Origin of the sequence: Amycolatopsis minnesotensis (assembly GCF_039529815.1) — a bacterium.
GTDB classification, from domain to species: domain Bacteria; phylum Actinomycetota; class Actinomycetes; order Mycobacteriales; family Pseudonocardiaceae; genus Amycolatopsis; species Amycolatopsis minnesotensis.
Genome location: NZ_BAAANN010000016.1, coordinates 1 through 20850, shown reverse-complemented (window position 1 = coordinate 20850; position 20850 = coordinate 1). Strand labels below are relative to the sequence as shown.

General features: G+C 68.5%; 21 protein-coding genes and 1 pseudogene. 14 read left to right on the top strand and 8 right to left on the bottom strand.

Features of this window, described 5'->3' with window-relative positions:
• Positions 1–48 precede the first annotated feature (48 nt).
• The 6 genes from ABD256_RS20710 to ABD256_RS20685 all read left to right on the top strand — a co-directional run bounded on the left by ABD256_RS20710 (position 49) and on the right by ABD256_RS20685 (position 6958).
• Positions 49–1392, top strand: a complete 1344-nt coding sequence (locus ABD256_RS20710; RefSeq protein ID WP_344421063.1) for a hypothetical protein — start codon at positions 49–51, stop codon at positions 1390–1392.
• Positions 1393–1800: 408 nt separating this feature from the next.
• The gene (locus tag ABD256_RS20705) at positions 1801–2871 is read left to right on the top strand and encodes a fatty acid desaturase family protein (protein ID WP_344421060.1); all 1071 of its coding nucleotides are present in this window, start codon (positions 1801–1803) and stop codon (positions 2869–2871) included.
• 102 nt (positions 2872–2973) lie between these two features.
• Positions 2974–3672, top strand: coding sequence for a GAF and ANTAR domain-containing protein (locus tag ABD256_RS20700; protein ID WP_344421057.1), 699 nt, complete (start codon positions 2974–2976; stop codon positions 3670–3672).
• A 6-nt stretch (positions 3673–3678) separates the two neighbouring features.
• Positions 3679–4461, top strand: coding sequence for a GAF and ANTAR domain-containing protein (locus tag ABD256_RS20695; protein ID WP_344421054.1), 783 nt, complete (start codon positions 3679–3681; stop codon positions 4459–4461).
• Positions 4462–4957: 496 nt separating this feature from the next.
• On the top strand, positions 4958–6565 hold the full coding sequence (locus ABD256_RS20690; protein ID WP_344421052.1) for a choice-of-anchor P family protein: 1608 nt from the start codon (positions 4958–4960) through the stop codon (positions 6563–6565).
• Between the two features lie 150 nt (positions 6566–6715).
• Positions 6716–6958, top strand: a complete 243-nt coding sequence (locus tag ABD256_RS20685; RefSeq protein WP_344421049.1) for a hypothetical protein — start codon at positions 6716–6718, stop codon at positions 6956–6958.
• An 829-nt stretch (positions 6959–7787) separates the two neighbouring features.
• On the opposite strand, the gene ABD256_RS20680 is transcribed toward ABD256_RS20685, so the two are convergent.
• Positions 7788–8270, bottom strand: a complete 483-nt coding sequence (locus ABD256_RS20680) for an NUDIX hydrolase (protein ID WP_344421046.1) — start codon at positions 8268–8270, stop codon at positions 7788–7790.
• 20 nt (positions 8271–8290) lie between these two features.
• On the opposite strand from ABD256_RS20680, the gene ABD256_RS20675 reads away from it, so the two are divergent.
• Complete coding sequence (locus tag ABD256_RS20675; protein ID WP_344421044.1) at positions 8291–8920, top strand: ATP-binding protein; 630 nt, start codon at positions 8291–8293, stop codon at positions 8918–8920.
• Positions 8921–9108: 188 nt separating this feature from the next.
• On the opposite strand, the gene ABD256_RS20670 is transcribed toward ABD256_RS20675, so the two are convergent.
• Positions 9109–9987, bottom strand: coding sequence for a GAF domain-containing protein (locus ABD256_RS20670; RefSeq protein ID WP_344421544.1), 879 nt, complete (start codon positions 9985–9987; stop codon positions 9109–9111).
• Positions 9988–10032: 45 nt separating this feature from the next.
• Positions 10033–10928 (bottom strand): annotated as a pseudogene (locus ABD256_RS20665) (PP2C family protein-serine/threonine phosphatase).
• A gap of 6 nt (positions 10929–10934) precedes the next feature.
• On the opposite strand from ABD256_RS20665, the gene ABD256_RS20660 reads away from it, so the two are divergent.
• Positions 10935–11864, top strand: a complete 930-nt coding sequence (locus ABD256_RS20660; protein WP_344421041.1) for a TAXI family TRAP transporter solute-binding subunit — start codon at positions 10935–10937, stop codon at positions 11862–11864.
• A 30-nt stretch (positions 11865–11894) separates the two neighbouring features.
• Here ABD256_RS20660 and ABD256_RS20655 read toward each other — a convergent pair whose 3' ends face one another.
• Entirely contained in the window at positions 11895–13292 is a 1398-nt protein-coding gene (locus ABD256_RS20655) for a sensor histidine kinase (RefSeq protein ID WP_344421039.1), read from the bottom strand.
• 3 nt (positions 13293–13295) lie between these two features.
• Complete coding sequence (locus tag ABD256_RS20650) at positions 13296–13979, bottom strand: response regulator transcription factor (RefSeq protein WP_344421036.1); 684 nt, start codon at positions 13977–13979, stop codon at positions 13296–13298.
• 196 nt (positions 13980–14175) lie between these two features.
• Between ABD256_RS20650 and ABD256_RS20645 the strand changes: the two genes are divergently transcribed.
• The 4 genes from ABD256_RS20645 (at position 14176) to ABD256_RS20630 (ending at position 17500) form a co-directional block, all read left to right on the top strand.
• Positions 14176–14904, top strand: a complete 729-nt coding sequence (locus ABD256_RS20645; RefSeq protein ID WP_344421540.1) for an amino acid ABC transporter ATP-binding protein — start codon at positions 14176–14178, stop codon at positions 14902–14904.
• A gap of 56 nt (positions 14905–14960) precedes the next feature.
• Positions 14961–15851, top strand: coding sequence for a glutamate ABC transporter substrate-binding protein (locus ABD256_RS20640; protein ID WP_344421033.1), 891 nt, complete (start codon positions 14961–14963; stop codon positions 15849–15851).
• A 126-nt stretch (positions 15852–15977) separates the two neighbouring features.
• Positions 15978–16625 carry an amino acid ABC transporter permease gene (locus ABD256_RS20635; protein WP_344421030.1) on the top strand — a complete coding sequence of 216 codons (648 nt, stop codon included), beginning with the start codon at positions 15978–15980 and terminating at the stop codon, positions 16623–16625.
• Complete coding sequence (locus ABD256_RS20630; RefSeq protein WP_344421027.1) at positions 16622–17500, top strand: amino acid ABC transporter permease; 879 nt, start codon at positions 16622–16624, stop codon at positions 17498–17500. The genes ABD256_RS20635 and ABD256_RS20630 overlap by 4 nt, the downstream gene beginning before the upstream one ends.
• Before the next feature lie 52 nt (positions 17501–17552).
• Here ABD256_RS20630 and ABD256_RS20625 read toward each other — a convergent pair whose 3' ends face one another.
• Positions 17553–17876 carry a PASTA domain-containing protein gene (locus tag ABD256_RS20625; protein ID WP_344421025.1) on the bottom strand — a complete coding sequence of 108 codons (324 nt, stop codon included), beginning with the start codon at positions 17874–17876 and terminating at the stop codon, positions 17553–17555.
• 47 nt (positions 17877–17923) lie between these two features.
• A complete protein-coding gene (locus ABD256_RS20620) occupies positions 17924–19096 on the bottom strand; it encodes an epoxide hydrolase family protein (RefSeq protein ID WP_344421022.1) in 1173 nt (390 codons plus the stop codon).
• A 95-nt stretch (positions 19097–19191) separates the two neighbouring features.
• Between ABD256_RS20620 and ABD256_RS20615 the strand changes: the two genes are divergently transcribed.
• Positions 19192–19758 (top strand): CGNR zinc finger domain-containing protein, encoded by a 567-nt coding sequence (locus tag ABD256_RS20615; RefSeq protein ID WP_344421019.1) that lies wholly within the window; start codon positions 19192–19194, stop codon positions 19756–19758.
• 108 nt (positions 19759–19866) lie between these two features.
• Here the strand turns inward: ABD256_RS20615 and ABD256_RS20610 are convergent, their stop codons facing one another.
• Entirely contained in the window at positions 19867–20235 is a 369-nt protein-coding gene (locus ABD256_RS20610) for a VOC family protein (protein ID WP_344421017.1), read from the bottom strand.
• A 63-nt stretch (positions 20236–20298) separates the two neighbouring features.
• On the opposite strand from ABD256_RS20610, the gene ABD256_RS20605 reads away from it, so the two are divergent.
• On the top strand, positions 20299–20748 hold the full coding sequence (locus ABD256_RS20605) for a MarR family winged helix-turn-helix transcriptional regulator (RefSeq protein WP_344421011.1): 450 nt from the start codon (positions 20299–20301) through the stop codon (positions 20746–20748).
• The last annotated feature ends 102 nt before the right edge of the window (positions 20749–20850 follow it).

Sequence of the window (20850 nt, the reverse complement as noted above, 5' to 3'; positions counted from 1 at the left end):
CGGGTCCATGGCGTCAGCCGGGACTCACTCGACAACGGAAGTTGCGACATGAGATCAAGCGCACGTACCACCACCGCCCGGCGAACCGGCCGTGCCCTGATCGGGCTGGGCACCGCGGCCGGATTCGCCTTGATCGCCCCCACCGCCGCCCATGCCGACCCGGTCGGATGCACCCGCGTCCCCAACGGGTCCGGCGACACCATCACCTGCACCGCAGGCATCCCCGCCGGGCAGATCCTCACCGGCACCGCCGGCAACGACATCGTCATCAGCACCGGCGCGCCCGTCAACGGCACCATCACCGCACTCGGCGGCAACGACACGATCAAGATCACCGGCACCGCGGGCACCATCGGCGCCGCGGGCGCACCCGGCGCCGCGGGCATCAGCACCCATCCCGCCGGTTTCGCCGGCGGAGCGGGCGCCGCGGGCGGGGTCGGCGGGCTGGGCCTCGGCAGCACCGGGGTCGTCAACGGAGGCGACGGCACGGACGGCGTCACCATTCTCGGTGGCGCGGGCGGCACCGGTGGCCTCGGCGGGACCGGCGGTGGCGGAGTGCTCGGCGGAGCCGGTGGCGCGGGCGGGGTCGGTGGCGCCGGTGGCGCGGGCGGCATCGCCAGCACCGGCATCGTCCACGGCGACCTCGGCAACGACACCGTCACCGTCACCGGCGGGGCCGGTGGACCCAGCGGCGCCGGCGCGCTCGGCGGCAGGGCGGGCCCCAGCGCGGGCACCGGTGGCGTCGGCGGCGTCGGCGGCGCGGGTGGCGTCGGCGGCATCGGGCTCGGCAGCTCCGGCACCGTCAGCGGTGACGACGGCCTCGACACCCTCACCGTCGCAGGCGGCACCGGCGCGGCCGGGAGCGCGGGCGGCACCGGCGGCTGCGGGCACGGCGGCGGGGCAGGCGGCTTCGGCGGCGTCGGCGGCGCGGGCGGGATCGGCAGCTCCGGTGCCATCACCGGCGACGCGAGCAACGACACCGTCAAGGTCACCGGCGGCACCGGCGGCCTCGGCTCCACCGCGGGCAAGGGCGGAAACGGCTTCGGCACCGGCGACATCGGCGGAGCCGGTGGCGGCGGAGGCGCCGGTGGAGCCGGCGGCGTCGGCAACAGCGGAAGCGTCAACGGCGGCCTCGGCGACGATGGCCTCACCATCACCGGCGGCAAAGGCGGAAACGGCGGCACCGGCGGAAACGGCGGCACCGGGTGCTCCCCCGGAGCCGGCGGCGCGGGCGGCTCCGGCGGTACCCTCGGCGCGGGCGGGGTAGGTAACTCCGGCACCGTCACCAGCGGCGGCGGCACCGACACCATCGCCACCACGAACGGAACCCCCGGCACCAACGGGACCAACGGCGTCGCAGGCGGCATCGCCATCATCCTCTGCGGCTGCTGACCCACGACGACCGCGAAGATCCCGGCCCGGTGCGCGCGGCACGACCGCGCCCACCGGGCCGGACCACGTCGGAACCGGCCGTCTCCGACAACGCCACGACTTCTCCCAGCCACCCTCACCCGTACGTGCCAGGGCAGCACCCCGTACCGCCCGTGGCAACCGGCCCCGGCACAGCCGCGGTAGAATGAAGATTCAGCGGCCCAAGTGCCCAGAGCCCGCGCTCAGACGGCCGCTGACAACGAACAGGCCGCCGGGTAGCGGCCGGTTGAGTCGGGAGCCGATGTCCCGCACACCAAGTCCCCTCTTCACCTGAAGGTGAATTCTTCGACACCGGCAGGAAAACCTGGAAGGTCGCAGAAACCGCATACGCTCGAGACCCCGGCGTACACACTCCGCTGAGGATCGAACATGAACGCCTTTCCCACCGCCTCCGCCACCTTCGACAGCCCTTCCCCGCCCGCCGTGGCGTCGAGCGGTGATTTCGCCGACCTGCATGGAATCGTGTCCCGAGCCGGGCTGCTGAAGCGGCGCCGCGGCTACTACGCCGTCAAGATCGGCCTCACCTTCTTGGCCCTGGCCGCCGGGTGCGCCGTCTTCGTCCTCTTGGGAGACACGTGGTGGCAGCTGATCACCGCCGGGTTCTTCGCGATAATCTCGACCCAGCTCGCCTTCATCGGCCACGACGCCGGTCACCGGCAGATCTTCCGCACCCGGCGGGCCAACAACGCCGTCGGCTACGTCCACGCCGGGCTCGTCGGCATCAGCTACGGCTGGTGGGTCGGCAAGCACAACCGCCACCACACCAGCCCGAACCACGAACAGAACGACCCCGATCTCGACATCCCCATCCTGGCGTTCACCCCCGCTCAGTCCCACGGCAGGAAATGGTTCGTCCGTTCCACCGCCAAGTACCAGGCGTTCCTCTTCTTCCCGCTGCTCCTGCTCGAAGGGCTGAACCTGCACTGGGCCAGCCTCCACACCGTCTGGCAAGGCGAAGTCAAAGCCCGCCGACTCGAGGCGATCCTGTTGCTGGCACACACAACCGTGTACTTCGCCGCGGTCTTCCTCGTCTTGTCACCCCCTCTCGCGCTGGCGTTCATCGCCGTGCACCAAGGGCTGTGGGGCGTGTACATGGGCTGCTCGTTCGCGCCGGGGCATAAAGGCATGCCCACCTACACCGACGGCACCGCACCGGACTTCCTGCGCAAGCAGGTTCTCAGCAGCCGTAACGTCCGCGGTGGCCCACTGGTCGACTTCGCCCTCGGCGGCCTCAATTACCAAGTCGAACACCACCTGTTCCCGAGCATGCCCCGAAACAACCTGCGCGCAGCCCAGAAACTGGTCCGGCAATTCTGTGTTCGGCACGGCATCGAATACACCGAGTGCGGTCTTCTCCGGTCCTACGGTTACGTCCTGCAACACCTGCACAGCGTCGGCGCACCCCTGCGCGACCGTGCCGAAACCGGAGAGCCGCGATGACGAGCAACTGCCGACTTCCCGGCCCGGTAACGGAACCCTGGGCCTGGCAGTCCACACCAGGATGCGGCCGCCCACCTCGCACACCGCGGACGGAGGATCCTCGTGACCGCCAACCGGCACGTCGAACTGCTGGTCCTGCTCGAATCCGGAGGCGGCGACCCAACCACTCTGCTGAAGCGGGTGTGCGAGCTGTGCGTCGAGGTGTGCGCGGTTTCCGGTGCGGCGGTGACCGTACGGGGCAATGGTGACGGCACAGCTCAAGCCGTCGCCTACGCCACCGACGAGGTCAGCCTGGCACTCGACGACCTGCAACGCACGGTCGGCGAAGGGCCCAAGCTGGCGGCGCACGACTCTGGCGGGCCTGTTCTGATCGCCGACCTGGCCACCACCGACGCTCGCTGGCTCGGTTTCACCCCCGCCGCGCGGGCCGCCGGTGTGGCGGCGGTGTTCTCGTTTCCCTTACAGGTCGGCGTGGTGCGGGTCGGCACGCTCGACTTCTACCGCGGCAGCGCGGGCTCGCTGAGCCGGGTGGAGCTGCGGGACGCGCTGGCGCTGGCCGATATCGCGACCCACGCGGTGCTCGACGATCTGCGCGGTCCGGACCCGATGGACATCGGCTGGCTTTCCGACGTCCACGCCGTGGTCCATCAGGCCACCGGCGTCATCACCGTGCAACTGAACCTGAGCATGCACGACGCGTTGCTGCGCATCCGAGCACACGCCTACGCTCATCAGACACCCCTCGACGAGGTGTCGCGGCAGATCATCGGCCACCACCTTCGACTGGAGACAGGAGACTGACCAAGAATGTCCGACGAGCCTCAGGTCACGCCCTCCGCGCAGACCATCGCAGCCGGCCGCGAACAGCGTGTGGCCGACACCTTCGTGGCGCTGGCCGACACCCTGGTCGACGACTTCGACGTCCTGGACTTCCTGCACATGCTGTGCCGGCAGTGCGTCGAACTGCTGACCGTCTCCGCTGCCGGGGTGATCCTGCTCGACCAGCACGGCGGACTGCGCATGGCCGCGGCCTCCTCCGAACGGGCCGAACTGCTGGAAGTGTTCGCGGTACAGACCGAGGACGGCCCCTGCATCGACTGCATCCGCACCGGAGAGCCGAGCGCCAGCACGAACCTGGCCGTAGACGCCGCTCGGTGGCCACGTTTCACCGCCGCCGCACACGAGTGCGGATTCCACGCGGTGCAAGCGGTACCGATGCGCCTGCGCCGCCAGGTCATCGGGGTGCTGACCCTGCTCAAGACCGAGAGCAACGGCATCGACCACACCAGCACCCGGCTGGGGCAGGCCCTGGCCGACGTCGCCACCATCGGCATGCTGCACCAGCGCGCCATCGACGACGCCGACCTGCTCGCCGAACAACTCCAGACCGCGCTCAACAGCAGGGTCATCATCGAACAGGCCAAAGGGGTGCTCTCCGCACTGAGCAGCGACCTCGACATGGAGACAGCTTTCACCGCGCTGCGAGGCTACGCCCGCGCCCACAACCAGCGTCTGTCCCAACTCGCCCGCGCGGTCGCCGACGGCACCGCGGACTTGGAGGCCATTTTCTCCCACCACGCCCGCCACTAGACCCATTGCATCGAAACGGAAACGGCGCGAAAACGCGTGTGCGACCGAGGGCTTGAGTCACGGAGTCCATGCTGGACGTGGTTTGACTGTACGAACTCGCCCTGTGCACCAGAGCCCCGATCAGTGATTTCACCGGATATCAATAGACCGCACAGGTTGAAATAATTCCTGAACCGGCTGGTAAAAATCTTCGAGCAGTGTCCACCACTTATCCGGCCCCTTATTTCTACCACGAATTCCTTTCGTGACGTTAGCGTTAGCTGAATTTCCGTTTCCGCTCTGGAGGCGCTGGTTGAAGCGAGTATGGTGCTGGGTGTTACCCGAGACCCCGGTGGCCCCGACCGGGGTCTTTTGTGTGGCGCGAGCGGACGTCACCCCCGGCGGCCGGCACGATCGCCGCTCTGGGCCGCGGGGTGCTTGGCGCCCCCGCCGCCGGACAGCACACCGCCTGATCCCACGGCGGGATTCCCTTGGACAGCTTCAGAAAGCCGACGTCATGAGAACAATTCGCACCATCCGGGTCCTGTTCGGTGCCACCATCCTCGCCACCGCGCTGGCTGTCGCCGTGCCGGCGCCCGCGCAGGCCGCGACAAGCCCGCCACTGGGCTCGGCGGTGAACTTCGCCGTGCTGGGTGCCGCCACGGTCACCAACACCGGCCCGACCGTGGTCACCGGTGACCTGGGAGTCAGCCCCGGGACGGCGGTGGTCGGGTTTCCGCCCGGCGCGGTGACCGGGACCATCCACACCACCGACGCCCTCGCCGCCCAAGCCCAGGCCGATATCGGCACGGCCATCACCTACGCCGCCGGAGAACCCTGCGACACCAACCTCAGCGGGCAGGACCTCGGCGGGATGACCCTGCCGCCCGCGGTGTACTGCTTCAACTCCTCAGCACAGCTCACCGGCACCCTGACCCTGGACGCACAAGGAAATCCCAACGCCGCCTGGGTCTTCCAGATCGCGAGCTCGCTGACCACCGGAAGCAACGCCGCGGTCGTGCTGACCGGCGGCGCCACCCCGTGCAATAACAACAACATCACCTGGCAGGTCGGTGCCAGCGCCACCGTCGGCACCGGCACCGCCTTCACCGGCAACGTACTGGCCGGCACCTCCGTCACCTTCAACGCCGGCGCCAGCGGCACCGGCGGCCTCTACGCGCACACCGGCGCGGTGACCATGGACGCCAACCAGGTGAGCACCTGCGCCGGCGCGAGCGGCAAGGCGAGCCCGACCATCACCACCACACCGTCGGGATCGGTCCCCGCGGGCGGCACCATCTCCGACTCGGCACAACTGACCGGCGGCGCCACCCCCACCGGGACCGTGGCCTTCGCCCTGTTCGGCCCCGGCGACACCACCTGCGCCACCCCCATCGCCACCAGAACCACCCCGCTCAGCGGCACCACCGCCGCCTCCGGCCCCATCACCACCGGCGCCGCGGGCACCTACAACTGGACAGCCGTCTACAGCGGCGACGCCCGCAACAGCGCGGCCACCTCACCGTGCGGCAGCGAACAGGTAGTGGTCACCGCGCAGACCCTGACCGGCCGGGCCTACGGACTCACCGCCACCGCCAGCCTGCTCGGCCTTCCCCTCCTCACCGTGCCACCGACCCCCGACACCGGCCCCATCTCGACCCCCTCCTCCACCACCACGCCGAACCCGTGCGTGGCGACGCTGAGCGGCCTGGTGACCGCCCACGCTCTCTGCGCCAACGTGACCACGACAGCGTTCCCCGCCGCCTCCACGGCGACCGCTTCGGTCGCCGACACCACGGTCACCATCACCACCATCCCGGCGATCACACTGCGCCTCGTCCGCTCCACCTCCACCACGACCTGCACCGGATCCACCGGCACCACCACTATCGACTTCCTCCAGGTCGGCAACACCGTCGTCATCGGCCACACCACCCAGCCCGCACCCAACACCACGGTCAACCTCGGCGCCGTCTCACTGATCCTCAACGAACAAATCCCCTTCACCAACCCCGACAACGGACTCACCGTCAACGCCATACACATCAAAGTCAGCACACTCGGCCTGGCCAAAGTGAACATCGTCGTGGCCTCCGCCGAAAGCGACATCAACCACTGCCCATGACCAACCCGCCAGGAGCGAATACATATGCGAGTCAGCATCGGATTTGGACTAGGACCACTCCGGTTCAGCCAACACTTGATCGGCGGCCGATCACGGCACGGAAAAGGGCTAGGGCGGTCTGCCTCCAAGACTATCGCCAGCAAGCTCACGATGACGTGGACCTTGCTGATCTGGATGCTCAAATTCATGGTGATCTTGTACGCCGCTGTTCTCATGCTCTGCGTATATCTCGTCCTCGGGTTGATATGGCTGTTCACCCCGTTGGCCGCAGCGATCGTGGCTCGACGGCAGCGCACAGAGGTACCGCCCCTGACCACCCGCTACCGCGAATGGGCGAGCCAGACGGGGCGCTCATACCAGAACACCGTCAAGAACACTTTGACGGGACGGTGAATCACCAACCCGCGTGATCTCCAGGGCACGGCCGGCAGCAGGGTGTGCACCTACCCAACGTGGCCGTCGTCCGCTGACGGCGTCGCTGTGACAATGAGGCTCGTCCTCACTCACATCAACACCGGCGCCCACACGAGCCTTGCCGAACTCGAGGACACCATGGCCGATATCTTTTGCGTATCCTCGTCGTCCGATGAGCCCGCACAGCCACCGATTGCCGAACGGCGGATATGGCAGTTTTTTCTCGCGAAACACGGGAAAGGTCGGCCCAACCGTCGCCGACCTCGACCCCCAGCACGTTCCCCTTGGCATTGCGAGTAACAACCACGGTGGACCGCGACGCCAGGCGAATCCGGTTGGTCCGAAGTCCGGCAGTGCTACGAGAACCGGAACCGAACCAGGACAACATCCCTCACCTGCCCTGTCCGATCGACCATCCGCGCAAGATGCTGCTCACCGAAGCCGCGATCCTCACGACAGTGCCCGCCGAAGACACCGACCAGTCGCTTTTCTGGTCTAGCACGGCACTCCAGCGTTATTCAACTACAACGCTCGCCGCGGTCCTCGGAGTTCACGAAGCGATCGCGAGTTCCGCGACGGCCGCGCATGGCACCTGTCTGTGCCAGACGTTCCATCGAGCGCGCTGCCACCAGCGCTGTACCCCTGGCACGTCGACGGACTGTCACCATCGGACCTCGAATCCGTCTTCACCCTGGAACTCGACGACGCCAGCTACGAGGTAACGGTCCAGTGTCGGGCATCAGCAGATCCCAAACCCCGTGATACGTAGGCGAAATCCGTCAGCGACACCGCTGGCGAACAGCCGCCTTCAGATGATCGAAGGGGCCACGCGCCGGGCAATATCCGCGTCCAGCGGGCTCATGTTCTCGTCCACCGGTTCCGACGGCCGCCACCACCGGAAGTCCAGGGCCTCGTCGTTCACCATCAGCCTGGGCACGGCCTGGAGGCGAATCTGATAGACGGCGAGCAGCTCCCGGCGGTCAGGCTTCACGAGATCGAACTCAGCCACCGCAGCGCAGCTCAGATCCACCGCGTGAATCCCGGTCTCCTCGCGCAACTCCCGCACCGCCGTCTGCCGCGCGCTCTCACCCGGCTCTCGCGTTCCCCCGGGAAGCTCCCACTGCTTCCGCCAGCTGTCGAACATCATCAGGACTGCGTTCGCACGGACGGCAACCACCACCGACGCGGGCACGGGCCCATGCTCGGCCAGGCACGCCAGCTCCTCTTCCGTGACGAGACGGAAGTCGACCAGGGCGTTGCCAGCGAAATCACGGATCGGAAGCGCGGCCATAGAGTCGATCCAACCACGCAATGACCTCCAGGCGGGCGCCGTTCTACCGCTTGGCACACCGCAGCCGCGAATTCGGAGGTTTAGCCTCGCCAAGCTCGGGGTACTGGGTACACGATCTCAAGGTACGGCCAGCGGTTTCAAAGTTGTCATACGTGAGGCGCAGGGCGGGCATGTCACTACAACCGCAGGACGGGGGCCTCAGATCCGCTGAACCCGAGGCCGAGGCCACGGATCCGGTGGACATCACGTGCGACTTGGACGCAACACCCAACCGGACGGTGAGAGATCTCGTCCGCGGCATGCTGACCGGCCGGGGCGACCTGGTGGTCGAGGACGCGATACTGGTGACGGACGAACTGGTCAGCAACGCACACCGCCATGGCGAAACGCCCCGCGCCTGCCGACTTGGCTTGCGACAACGCGGGCGCCGCCTGCGGGTCGAAGTCGACGACGGCTCACCGAACCCACCACGGAAGCGGACACCGGATGGCACCGGCGGACGCGGACTTGTCTTGATCGACCAGCTCGCCGCGGCGTGGGGTGTCCAGTGCCACGCCCACCACAAAACAGTGTGGGCCGAACTCGTCCTCGACCGAGTCGGCGGCGGGCGCGCCGCGCATCTGAGCGTGGTCCCGAATCGGCAAAGCTGAGCTAGGCGGCGCGGCTGACTGTGATTCGGGGATGGTGCCACGGCGATCGTGTGGATGAATCGACGATGCCCGCGGGGTCCGGGCGAGCATCGCGGCAACACGGGGTCTGGGTGCCGCTATTTGCGATCGGCACAGACTTCCGGTTCGTTTCTGGAGTGCCGACTTGTGCTGGCATGGATGGTTTCGCGTCAGGTGATCGCGGTGGCGAAGAGTTCGTGGACGCGCAGATAGTGCGCGAGGGCAAACGTCCCGGTGGTTGTGGTCGGGGCCGGTGTGGCGTGCAGTTGGGCGTCTGCCCAGGTGTGCCATCGGAGATGGGCTTCGGCGACAGTGCAGCCTGCGGCGCGCGCGACTTCCGCCGGCTCGGCTCCAGCCATGAGCGCGCGGTGGATCGTCCGGTACCGAACGGTGAACCCATCGAGCGAGCGCGGCCATGGTGTCCAGCTGTTCGAGCACGGAGTCCGCAGTCTCGGCTCCTTGTGGTGAGTCAGGCAGGGTGTCCCCGCTGACCGAATCGGCACGTCGCAGAACAGGGTCACTGACTGGGAAAGGCGGGCGGCGGCGTAACGCCGTGCTCTCCGGATGGCTGCTTCGGCCGCGGTGGTGAACAGTTCGAGCAGCGCGGCGTCGAGCCGATCGTAGGCGTTGGGCCGGTCGCTGTAGAGGTTCAACGATCCGTGGTATTCGGTGTCGAGGAACAAAGGCGCGGAAAGATAGCTGGCGACGCCGAGACCACGGATCGCGGCGATGAGGTCTGGCCATCGCCGTCGTGACGTGGCCCAGCCCGCGCGTACGACCTGGTGAGTTCCCTGCGGCCTCCAGGCAGGGTCCCTGCCCAGTCCGGTGTTGGGCGTCGTCGATGTCCCTTGCCGCGTCGTCGGTAACCGCGGTAGTCGCCGGGACAGTGTCGTGCAGCACGGTGATGCTGACCAGGGTGGTCTCCGGAACGACGGACTTGGCCTGCCCGCAGATCCGGCGCAGCACGATTTCGAGGTCCTCGTCCTGGGCCAGTGCGTCGGAGAGATGCGCCGACGCAGCAGTGGTGTCGTCGAGCTGCCGAACCACACGACGGTCCTCGGAGTCGTGCTCACGCATGTTCAGGCATCCCCTGTTCACGTTCGCTGGTGTCGCGGACTGGTTGGGCGCGCATGCTGGGCTGTGTCGTCGTCGGTGTCGTGGCGAAGTCGTATGGCCAAGAGCACGGTGTCGTCGGTGTGGAGGACGATGTCGTGCATCCGTTCGGCGATCGTGGCCGGGATGTCGGCGGTCGGCAGAGCGCGAACGCCGCTGACGATGTGGCGCAGCCGGTCTTCGCCCTCGGTGAAGTCTTTCCGGCTTTCGGTCAGTCCGTCGGTGTAGAGCAAGACCAGGTCCCCTGGCGCCAGACGTTCCCGGCGGACACCGATACTGCCCGGAGCAGGGAATCCGATACCCCTCCCCGGTGTCGGGAGATAGCGCACCGGGCCCGCCGTGGGAACGAGCAGTACGGGAGGATGGCTTCCGCTGGCGAGGTACAAGGCTGAGCCACACGGTCGACGCGGGCCAGCAGCACGGTCGCGACATCGCCGGGCCGGGTCGAGCCGATGATGGTGGCGGCACGGGAGATCAACTCCTCGATCGGGTAGCCCTCCAGCGCCAGGGTGCGGATGGTGTGGGTGACGTTGAGCGCGTTGCGGGTGGAGGTGACCCCGTGACCGACGGCATCGACAACGGTGATGTGCAACGTCCCGTCGGGGAGCACGAACCAGTCGTAGTGGTCACCGCCCACCGGGGCGTCGGTCTCCGCAGGTTTGTACCGGACGGCCAGTTCCACGCCGCGAACTCGCGGCGGTGGCGGGCGAAGGGCGTCTTCGAGTTTGCGAGAGATGGCCGCGTGCGGATCTGGTAGCTGCGGGTCACGGGTCTCCCTCGGGCGTGCTTCGTAGGCACCCTTCAGGGTAAGCCTCCGGATCCGGCACCTGATCAGAGGCCGTGCACGGGCCACCGGAGGGCGGTTTTCTGGCACCATTCCCCTGTGCGCAAGGTGCTGGCGGTCCTACTCGCGGTACTGGGCCTCGGCGTGTCCGTCGCCGGGTGCTCGCCCGAGTTCCGCGGGCTGAACCTGCGGATCGCGGCCGGCAACACCGGCGGCGTGTACTACCAGCTCTCCCAGCGGCTCGCCACGCAGTGGGGCGGCCAGCTCGGCATCGCGCGCCCCGGCGTGCTGGAGACCCGCGGCTCCCCCGACAACCTCGCCCGGCTGCGCGCGGGGACGGCCGACGTCGCGTTCAGCGCCGCCGACGTCGCCGCGATCACCGCGCCGCCGAACGGCGATCTCAAGGCGCTCGCCCGGATCTACGACGACTACCTGCACGTGGTCGTGCGCGCCGATTCGCCGATCACCTCGCTGGCGATGCTGCGCGGCCACCGGGTGTCGATCGGGGCACCGGATTCAGGGGTCGCGGTGATCGCGAAACAGCTCCTGCGCACCGCGGGGCTCACCGGTCCCGGCGCGCTGACCACCTCGGATCTGGGCCTCGACCCGTCGCTCACCGCGTTGCAGCGCGGCGACATCGACGCGTTCTTCTGGTCCGGCGGGCTCCCGACCAACGCGATCACGGCGGTCGCGCAGCGCACGCCGCTGCGGCTGGTCGACATCGGTGGGCTGATGCCGGAGATGCGGCGCATCAACCCGGTCTACCGCACCGCGACGATCCCGGCCTCGACCTACCAGACCGCCGGCGGCCCGGTGGTCACCCTCGCCGTGCCCAACTACCTGATGGTCCCCTCTTCGATGCCGGACGACCTGGCCGAAGCACTGGTGCAGGGCCTGTTCGCGGCGCAGGGCGAGCTCGCGAAGGTGAACAGGGCGGCGCTGTCGATCGACGTCCGGTCCGCGATCGAGACGTCCCCGCTGGCACTGCACCCCGGCGCGCTTCGGTACTACCGGGCCCAGAAGACGTGATCACCGCGCGGGGCAAGCGCGGCGCCGGGTTCACGCGCGATTGCTGCCTTCGGCGACCGCGAGCGTGACGATCACTTCGAGACCGCCCCCGTCCGGCAGCGCGAGCCGCAGGTCACCGCCGCCGTTGCGGGCGATCTCGGTGACGATCGCGAGCCCGAGACCCGATCCCGGCACGTTCTGGTGCGCGGTGCTGCGCCAGAACCGGTCGGTCGCGCGCTCCAGTTCCTCTGGCCGCAGGCCGGGCCCGTGGTCGCGCACCGCGAGTTCCACCAGCTCTCCCACGCGCCGCACGGACACCTCCACCTCGGTTTCCCGCGCGGAGAACTTGATCGCGTTGTCGAGCAGCGCGTCGAGCACCACCTCGACACCGCGCGGCGGGACCTGCACCCGCGCCCCGGTCTCCGCCTCGTGGAGCACGAGCCCGACCCCCCTCGCCGCGGCGACGACCTGCCAGTCCTCCACGCGTTCGGCCACCGCGAGGTCGATGTCCACCGGCACCAGCTCGCCGGCCGAGGATTCCGCGCGCGCCATGGAAAGCAGCCCGTCGAGGATCTGGTTGAGCCGTTCGGCGTCGCCGGCCGCGGCACGCCGGTGCTCGTCCGCCGCCTCGTCGACGTGACCGTCCAAATTGGTCAATCGGAGGGTGAGCGCGGTGAGCGGGTTTCGCAGCTGGTGCGAAGCATCGGCGACGAAGGCGCGCTGCGCGGCGAGCGCCGTGCCGACGCTGGCGGCCATCCGGTCGAACGACCGCCCGAGCTGGCGCAGCTCCGGCGGGCCGTGCTCGTCGCCGACCCGCGCCACCTCGCGGCCGCTCACCACGGCGGACACGAGTTCGCCCGTGGCGTCGTCGAGCCGGTGTACGGGGCGCAGGATCCACCGCACCACCGGCAGTGCGCCGAGCAGCGCCAGCCCGAACGAGAGCAGGCTGCCCGCCGCGATCAGCAGCCACCACCGCAGCACGTCCGAGCGCGCGGACCCGGTCGGCGACACGCTGAGCACCGCGCCGCGCACCTCGCCGTCGATCAGGATCGGCTCGGCGAGCACGAGCGGGCCGTCGTCCCACGGCAGCAGCACGGACCCCGGTTCCGACCGCCGTCCCGCGAGCGCGGCCTGCAGCAGCGGCAGGATCGCCGGGTCCCGCTCGTCCACGTCGCCTGCCCCGACGAACGGCTTGCCCTCCTGGTCGAGGACCTCGACCGGCACGCCGTAGACGTCGGTGTAGCGCCGCAGCTCCGATTCGAGCAGTTCCGGGCGGTTGTCTAGCAGCGGGCGCTGGGCGAGCGAGGCGAACCGGCTCGTGTCGGTCAGCCGGTCGAGGAACAGCCGCTGCTGGCTGCTCGCGGCCACGCTCAGCGCGAGCGGCACGCCGAGCCCGAGCACCAGCACGACCACCAGGGACAGCACGATGGCCTGGAGCTGGACGCGCACCCGCTACGCCCCGTCCTGCCCGGCGGCGAGGCGGTAGCCGACCCCGCGCACCGTCTCCACCAGCGCGGGGCGGCCGAGCTTGGTCCGCAGCGTCGCGACGTGGACGTCGAGCGAGCGGCTCTCCGCGGCGCCACTGTGCCCCCACACCTCGGTGAGGATCTGCTCGCGGGTGCGCACCGCTCCCTTGGCCGCGGCGACGAGCGCGAGCACGCCGAACTCCTTGCGGGAAAGCGCGACCGGTTCGCCACCGACGGTCACCTCGTGCCGGTCGAGATCGACGCGCACGTCGGAGAGCTCGACCACGCCCGCGCGCTCCGGCGGCTTCGGCTGGTGGTCGCCCTGGCGCCGTCGCACCGCCTGCACCCTCGCCACCAGCTCGTCGACGTCGTAGGGCTTGACCATGTAGTCGTCGGCGCCCGCGCGGAGGCCGAGAATCCGGTCGTCGACCTCCCCGCGCGCCGAGACCACGATGATCGCGACGTCGCTGTGCTCGCGGATCTGGCGGCACAGCCAGAAGCCGTCGACATCCGGCAGCCCGAGGTCGAGGAGCACGACGTCGACCTCTTCCACCCGATCGAGTACACCGGCCCCGCAGGCGAGCCTGCTGACGGCCAGCCCCCGCCGCGTGAGCGCCGGTAGCAGGGCGTCCGCGACGCGGTCGTCGTCCTCGACGAGAAGTACGCGCACCCGTGTCCCCTTCGTGTCCATTGCAAGGCCTGGTGAGACGTGTGACAGAGTTGAGACCCTAAGTATTGCTCAAGCGGGCTTTACAAAGTGTTCGGCGGGAGTAGGTTTCCGCCATCACATTGCTCGCTCACTCGCACAACTTCGTCATGCATACGCTCGTGGAGGCCAGATGACCGCCGCGCCGACGGCGCCGCCGATGATCAGGGCGACCGCCGTGAACAAGTTCTTCGGCGAACTGCACGTCCTGAAGGAGATCAACCTCGAGGTGCCCCGCGGCCAGGTGGTCGTGGTACTGGGCCCGTCGGGCTCCGGGAAGTCCACGCTCTGCCGGGCGATCAACCGGCTGGAGCCGATCAACTCCGGTGAGATCGCGGTGGACGGTGAGCCGCTGCCCGCCGAGGGCAAGGCGCTCGCGGCGCTGCGCGCCGACGTCGGGATGGTCTTCCAGTCGTTCAACCTCTTCGCGCACAAGACCATCGTGGACAACGTGATGCTCGCGCCGATCAAGGTCCGCAAGGCCAAACAGGACGAGGCCCGCAAGACCGCGATGGAACTGCTCGACCGGGTCGGCATCTCCAACCAGGCCGACAAGTACCCCGCCCAGCTCTCCGGCGGCCAGCAGCAGCGCGTGGCGATCGCCCGCGCGCTCGCGATGCGGCCCAAGGTGATGCTGTTCGACGAGCCGACCTCGGCACTGGACCCGGAGATGGTCCAGGAGGTGCTCGACGTGATGACCGGGCTGGCGAAGGACGGCATGACCATGCTCGTGGTCACCCACGAGATGGGCTTCGCCCGCCGCGCCGCGCACCGCGTCGTGTTCATGTCCGACGGCGAGATCGTCGAGGACGCCACGCCGGACGACTTCTTCACCAAGCCGAAGTCCGACCGCGCGAAGGACTTCCTGGGCAAGATCCTGACCCACTAAGACCGTCCGTGGCGCTCCAGGGGGTGCCGCACCGACGAAGAAACAGGAGAGTTCACATGAGGATCCGCACCCTCGCGGTGGGACTGATGGCCGGTGCGCTCGCGCTGACCGCTTGCGGCAAGGAGGGCAGCCCCACCGATTCGGGCGCCCAGGCACCGCAGCAGACGGCCGTGCAGGGCGTCGACGTCGCAGGCTCGCCGACCTTCGCCAAGATCAAGGCCGAGGGCAAGATCACCATCGGTGTCAAGGAAGACCAGCCCGGGCTGGGCTACAAGGACCCGACGACGAACAAGTACACCGGGTTCGACATCGAGATCGCGAAGCTGGTCGCCGCGAAGCTGGGCCTCGGCGAGGACAAGATCACCTACAAGGCCGTGCCCTCCGCAGGGCGCGAGCAGGCGATCGCCAACGGTGACGTGGCCTACTACGTCGGCACCTACACGATCAACGACAACCGCAAGAAGCAGGTCGGCTTCGCGGGTCCGTACTACACGGCGGGCCAGGGCCTGCTGGTGAAGAAGGACAACACCGACATCACCGGCAAGGACACGCTGAAGGGCAAGAAGGTCTGCTCGGTCACCGGGTCGACCCCGATCCAGCGCGTGCGCGAGCAGGGCCTCACCGAGCCCGGCAACATCGTGGAGCTCCAGAACTACTCGCAGTGCATCGCCAAGCTCGACCAGGGCGAGGTGCAGGCGCTCACCACGGACGACGCGATCCTCAAGGGCTACGCGGCCCAGGAGCAGGACAAGTTCAAGCTCGTCGGCGAGCCGTTCTCGAAGGAGCCCTACGGCATCGGCCTCGCGAAGGACGACAAGGCGCTGCGCGACAAGGTGAACGACGTCCTCGATGCCGCCATCAAGGACGGCACCTGGAAGCAGATCTACGACAACACCCTCGGCAAGTCCGGGTCGCCCGCGACCCCGCCGACCATCGAGCGGTACTGATCCGAGGTTCGGGCGGCGGGGCGGCACGGCTGCCCCGCCGCCCGAACTGTTCCAGCACTTCCCCGCCGGGCATCCCGCCAGGCTGAACTTCCGACAGGCTGATTCCAGACAGGCACCGAGGACACGATGGACGTCTTATTCGACAACCTTGACCTGTACGGTCCGGGCTTTCTCACCACGGTCGAGCTGTTCGCGCTCGCCGCGGTGGGTTCACTGATCTGGGGCACGATCCTCGCGATGCTCCGGGTGAGCCCGGTGCCGGTGTTCCGCGCCGCGGCGACCACGTACGTGACGCTGTTCCGCAACACGCCGCTGACGTTGCTCTTTTTCTTCTTCGCATTCGCCTTCCCGCTGCTGAAGATCGTTTCGATCTCGTTCTTCGCGGCGGCGGTGACCGCGCTGATCCTCTACACCGCGGCGTTCGTGTGCGAGGTACTGCGATCGGGCATCAACACCGTCCCGGTCGGGCAGGCCGAAGCGGGCCGCGCGCTGGGGCTGACCTTCGGCCAGATCCTCGGCACCGTCGTGCTGCCGCAGGCGGGCCGCACGGTCGTGCCGCCGATGGTGAGCACGATGATCGCGCTGCTGAAGAACACCACGGTCGCGGCGGGCTTCTCTGTCGTGGAAGCGGGCGCCATCCAGTCGTACCTGTCCGAGCGCGGTTACAACGTGTTCGTCGGGATGCTCTGGGTCGCGCTGTTCTTCATCATCCTGGTGATCCCGATGACGCTGCTGCAGCGCAGCCTCGAGAAGCGCTGGAGCGTGGCCCGATGAGCTCAGTCCTGTTCGACGTCCCCGGGCCGAGGGCCCGCGCGCGCAACCGCATCCTCGCCGTCCTCGGCGTGCTGGTGCTGGCCGCGCTCATCGGGTTCGTGATCTACCGCTTCATCGACGCCGGTCAGTTCGACGGCAAGATGTGGAGCTGGATCCAGTACACCGTGGTGCAGGAGGACCTGCTCAGCGCGCTGCTGAACACCTTGAAGGCGTTCGCGGCCGGTGCCGTGCTCGCCATCGTGTTCGGTGCGGTCTTCGCCGTGGGCAGGCTGTCCGACCGGGCGATCTTCCGGGTGCCCTCGACGATCATCGTCGAGTTCTTCCGCGCGATCCCGCTGGTCGTGATGATCTTCGCGTTCCACTACGGACTCAGCCTCGGCGCGCCGTTCTACTCGGTCGTGCTCGGCCTGACGCTGTACAACGGCTCGGTGCTCGCGGAGATCTTCCGCGCTGGGATCCTGTCGCTGCCGCGCGGGCAGGGCGAGGCCGCCTACGCGCTGGGCATGCGCAAGACCCAGGCGATGAACCTGGTGCTGCTGCCGCAGGCACTGCGCGCGATGCTGCCGACGATCATCAGCCAGCTCGTGGTGCTGCTGAAGGACACCGCGCTCGGGTTCCTCATCACCTACGAGGAACTGCTGCGCTACGCCCGCTACCTCGGCGGCATCGCCGAGTTCGGGCGCCCGCTGGTGCCGATCACGCTGGTGATCGGTGCGATCTACATCGCGATGTGCCTGCTGCTGACGGCGCTCGCGAAGTACCTGGAGAAGCGCAACCGCCGCAACAAGAAGGTGACTCCGGGGATCGACCTCAAGGGCAAGGACATCCAGCTCGCCGCGGACGCCGCCGGTGGCGGTGCGGCCGTCACGGCCTGATCGTCCCGTTAGGACACTCGAAGAGGGGTGCGGGCTTTCCAGCCCGCACCCCTCAGTCGTCTTCCGGGTCCTTCGCGGCCGAAGCCGCCCGCGGCTCGGGGAGAGGACGCCGCGGCTCGCGAACGCCCGCGCTGCCCCCGCCCTCCTCGTGGAAGCGGACCACGACGCTGTCCCACCGCCGCACGCGCGCGCCCGGAGCGGGAGCCTGCTCGTCGATGACCCACACCCCCGGCCAGGTGAGCGCGCCGAGCGGCGGGCCGTCCGGATCGGGCTGGGCGAGCGCGACACCGGCCTCGGCGGCGACCTGGCGCGCCACGGTCACCGGCAGGCCCACCACATCGGGCACGATGACCGATTTCGCTCGTCCTGCTGGCATCACGCGAGTGTGGCACCAGCGCCGTGGCCACCGCTGGCCAGTCGCGGTCACCGATGGGCGGCCAGCACGGCCGCGAGGCCCTCCCGCAGATCCTGGACGAAGTAACCTGGCATCTCCAGCGACGGGAAATGTCCTCCGCTCTCGGGGGTCCGCCATCGGACGAGCTGCCGGTACCGCTCCTGTGCCAAGGGGCGCGGGCACTTCTCGACGTCGCGGGGGTACATGGTGAGTGCGGACGGGACGTCGACCCGGAGTTCGGGGTCCAGCGAGTTGTGGCTTTCGTAGTAGATGCGGGCCGCCGAAGCGCCGGTCCGCGTCAGCCAGTACAGGGTGACGTCGTCGAGAACGCGGTCCCGGGAAATCGTCTCGAACGGGCTGTCGTCGGTGTCCGACCACTCGGCGAACTTGTCCAGGATCCAGGCGAGCAGCCCGACCGGTGAGTCGACGAGCGAATAGCCGATGGTCTGCGGCCGGGTCGCCTGCTGCTTCGCGTACGCCGCGCGGTGGCGCCAGAAATCGCGGGTTTCCCCGGCCCACTCGCGCTCCACCGCCGTCAGCCCGTCCGTTGGCAACCCGGGCGGCGGCTCCGCGAACGTCGTGTGGATGCCGAGGACGTGCGCCGGGAACCTGCCGCCGAGAATCGTGGTGATGTTGCCTCCCCAGTCGCCGCCGTGGGCGGCGAACTTGCCGTAGCCGAGCCTCCCCATCAGCTCCACCCATGCGGCCGCGATCTTTTCGGTTCCCCACCCGGTGGTGGCCGGCTTGTCGCTGTAGCCGAAGCCCGGCAGCGACGGCACCACGACGTGGAACGCCGGCGCGTCCGCGTCTTTCGGATCTGCCAGTTCGTCTACTACATCGATGAACCGGGCAATGCTGTCCGGCCAGCCGTGCGTCAGGATCAGCGGAGTGGCATCCGCGCGCGCGGATCGGCGGTGCAGGAAGTGGATTCCCAGATCGTCGATGGTCGTGCGGAACTGGCCGATCCGGTTGAGGCGCTCTTCGAACGACCGCCAGTCGTACCCGGTGCGCCAGTAGTTCACGACATCGACGAGGTCGGCGAGGGGAACGCCCTGGTCCCATCGGCGACGGCCGGGCGCGGCGCGGTGGACCGTCTCGGCCTCCGGTAGCCGTGCCGCGGCCAGTCGCGCGCGCAGATCGTCGAGGTCAGCGTCGGTCGCGCGGGCTTCGAATGCTCGCACGTCGCTCGTTGAACGGGACATGGGACCTCCTGGCCATCGTTGAACCGGCCTTGCGAACCGGCTTAGACGGTTCTAGCAGGCCGTCACACTCACGGGCAACCTGCTAAGGTGGTTCCATGCGCGCCGAGTTCCCCGACTTTCGCCTCGGTAGCGTGCTGGCGACCAGCTTCACGGCGACTCTGACGGAGCGTCGTGGCGACGCCCTGGAGCGCATTCCCACGCCGCGCCGATTCGCCGACTGGCTGGCAGTGAGTGGCCTCGCCGTTGACTCCTGCACCGCCGCGCAGCTCGACCTCGCCCGGGGACTGAGGGAATCGATTCACGCCGCCGCGACGGCGGCCGCGATCCAGGACGCTCTCCCCGCACCTGCCGTCCAAGTCATCAATGACCGCAGCGCCCAGGGTCGGGCCGCGGCCATCCTGACACCCGAAGGCAAGCGGCGATGGCAGCTCAGCTCGGCTTCCCGCGTGGAAGATGCCCTCAGCGTGATCGCCGCCGACGCGATCAGCATCATCTCGGGCGAACGAGACGGAAAACTGGCCCTGTGCGCATCGCCGACCTGCCAAGCCGCCTTCTTCGACACCAGCCAAAGTCGCACCCGAAAATGGTGTGACATGAACACGTGCGGGAATCGCCAGAAGAAGGCGCGCTTCCAAGCCAAAAACTCCGGATCGGCGAAATGATCGCGCGACTCCCGCACTGACCGGGAGAAGGGACGGCACGAGCCGGGATTGCCGGCTCGTGCCGAACGAGGCGATTCGGGTCACGGTCCGAAAACCGGGGTGCTCGCCTCAGGCACGGTCGTGGAGCGTGACCTGGTAGCCGTCGGGGTCGGCGAAGGTGAACGTCCTGCCGAAGGGGCCGTCGATCGGCGCGGAGACGATGGTGTGGCCGTCGGCCACGAGAGCATCGTGAATGGCCTGGACATCCGTGGCGTGGAGCCAGATCGCGACACCGATGCCGGGCTGGGCGACGGAGCCGAGAGCAGTGCCGGGAAGGACTTCGCGGACCGCGAAGGCGATCGGCTTCGTCTCGAAGACGACGGCGTGCGGCGGTCCGGCCGACGAGCGGACGAGGCCGAGGTACTGCTCGTAGAACGCCTGCGAAGCGTCGAGGTCACGCGCTTGCAGCGAAATGAAGTCGGGGCCGGTGGCGGGCAAGGTGATGCTCCTTCTGCTCGTGTCAGCTTTCTGACACGAATCAATGTATGTCAGAATACTGACATGAGTCAAGACGGTGTGGGTGTCGACCTGGAGACGTCACTGGGCTATCTGCTGAAAGAGGCGTCGAGCACGCTGCGCGCAGCCATGGAGGAGGTGCTGCGGCCGCTCGGGATGAGCGTGACGCACTACTCCTGCCTCGAACTGCTGGCCCAACGACCGGGCTTGTCGAACTCCGAACTCGCACGGGGCGCGTTCGTGACCCGGCAGACAATGAACGTGCTGCTCCAGACCCTGGAACGGGAGGGCCACGTGACCAGGCCCGCCGAGGCACCCGTCGGGAAGGTCCTTCCCACGCGGCTCACCCCTCGCGGCCGACGGAAGCTGGAGAAGGCGACCGCAGCGGTCAGGTCCGTCGAGATTCGAATGCTGGCAGGCATGACCGAGACCGAGCGGTCCGGCGCGTTCCGGATCCTGCAGAGCATGATCCACTCACTGCGCGACGGCTCCTAGTGTCGCGCGTCTGAGGTTCGTTGACGGGTGGCGTGGGGCAGGATCTGATCGGCGGTCTTGGTCCAGGTGAACGGGTGGCAGCGGGTGTTCCAGCCGTCGATG

Excerpts from the sequence above, each read along its gene's own strand:
- ABD256_RS20710 (WP_344421063.1), top strand. The coding sequence starts at position 49 with ATGAGATCAAGCGCACGTACCACCACCGCCCGGCGAACCGGCCGTGCC.
- ABD256_RS20705 (WP_344421060.1), top strand. The coding sequence starts at position 1,801 with ATGAACGCCTTTCCCACCGCCTCCGCCACCTTCGACAGCCCTTCCCCG.
- ABD256_RS20695 (WP_344421054.1), top strand. The coding sequence starts at position 3,679 with ATGTCCGACGAGCCTCAGGTCACGCCCTCCGCGCAGACCATCGCAGCC.
- ABD256_RS20690 (WP_344421052.1), top strand. The coding sequence starts at position 4,958 with ATGAGAACAATTCGCACCATCCGGGTCCTGTTCGGTGCCACCATCCTC.
- ABD256_RS20685 (WP_344421049.1), top strand. The coding sequence starts at position 6,716 with ATGACGTGGACCTTGCTGATCTGGATGCTCAAATTCATGGTGATCTTG.
- ABD256_RS20680 (WP_344421046.1), bottom strand. The coding sequence starts at position 8,270 with ATGGCCGCGCTTCCGATCCGTGATTTCGCTGGCAACGCCCTGGTCGAC.
- ABD256_RS20675 (WP_344421044.1), top strand. The coding sequence starts at position 8,291 with ATGACCTCCAGGCGGGCGCCGTTCTACCGCTTGGCACACCGCAGCCGC.
- ABD256_RS20645 (WP_344421540.1), top strand. The coding sequence starts at position 14,176 with ATGATCAGGGCGACCGCCGTGAACAAGTTCTTCGGCGAACTGCACGTC.
- ABD256_RS20640 (WP_344421033.1), top strand. The coding sequence starts at position 14,961 with ATGAGGATCCGCACCCTCGCGGTGGGACTGATGGCCGGTGCGCTCGCG.
- ABD256_RS20635 (WP_344421030.1), top strand. The coding sequence starts at position 15,978 with ATGGACGTCTTATTCGACAACCTTGACCTGTACGGTCCGGGCTTTCTC.
- ABD256_RS20630 (WP_344421027.1), top strand. The coding sequence starts at position 16,622 with ATGAGCTCAGTCCTGTTCGACGTCCCCGGGCCGAGGGCCCGCGCGCGC.
- ABD256_RS20625 (WP_344421025.1), bottom strand. The coding sequence starts at position 17,876 with ATGCCAGCAGGACGAGCGAAATCGGTCATCGTGCCCGATGTGGTGGGC.
- ABD256_RS20620 (WP_344421022.1), bottom strand. The coding sequence starts at position 19,096 with ATGTCCCGTTCAACGAGCGACGTGCGAGCATTCGAAGCCCGCGCGACC.
- ABD256_RS20615 (WP_344421019.1), top strand. The coding sequence starts at position 19,192 with ATGCGCGCCGAGTTCCCCGACTTTCGCCTCGGTAGCGTGCTGGCGACC.
- ABD256_RS20605 (WP_344421011.1), top strand. The coding sequence starts at position 20,299 with ATGAGTCAAGACGGTGTGGGTGTCGACCTGGAGACGTCACTGGGCTAT.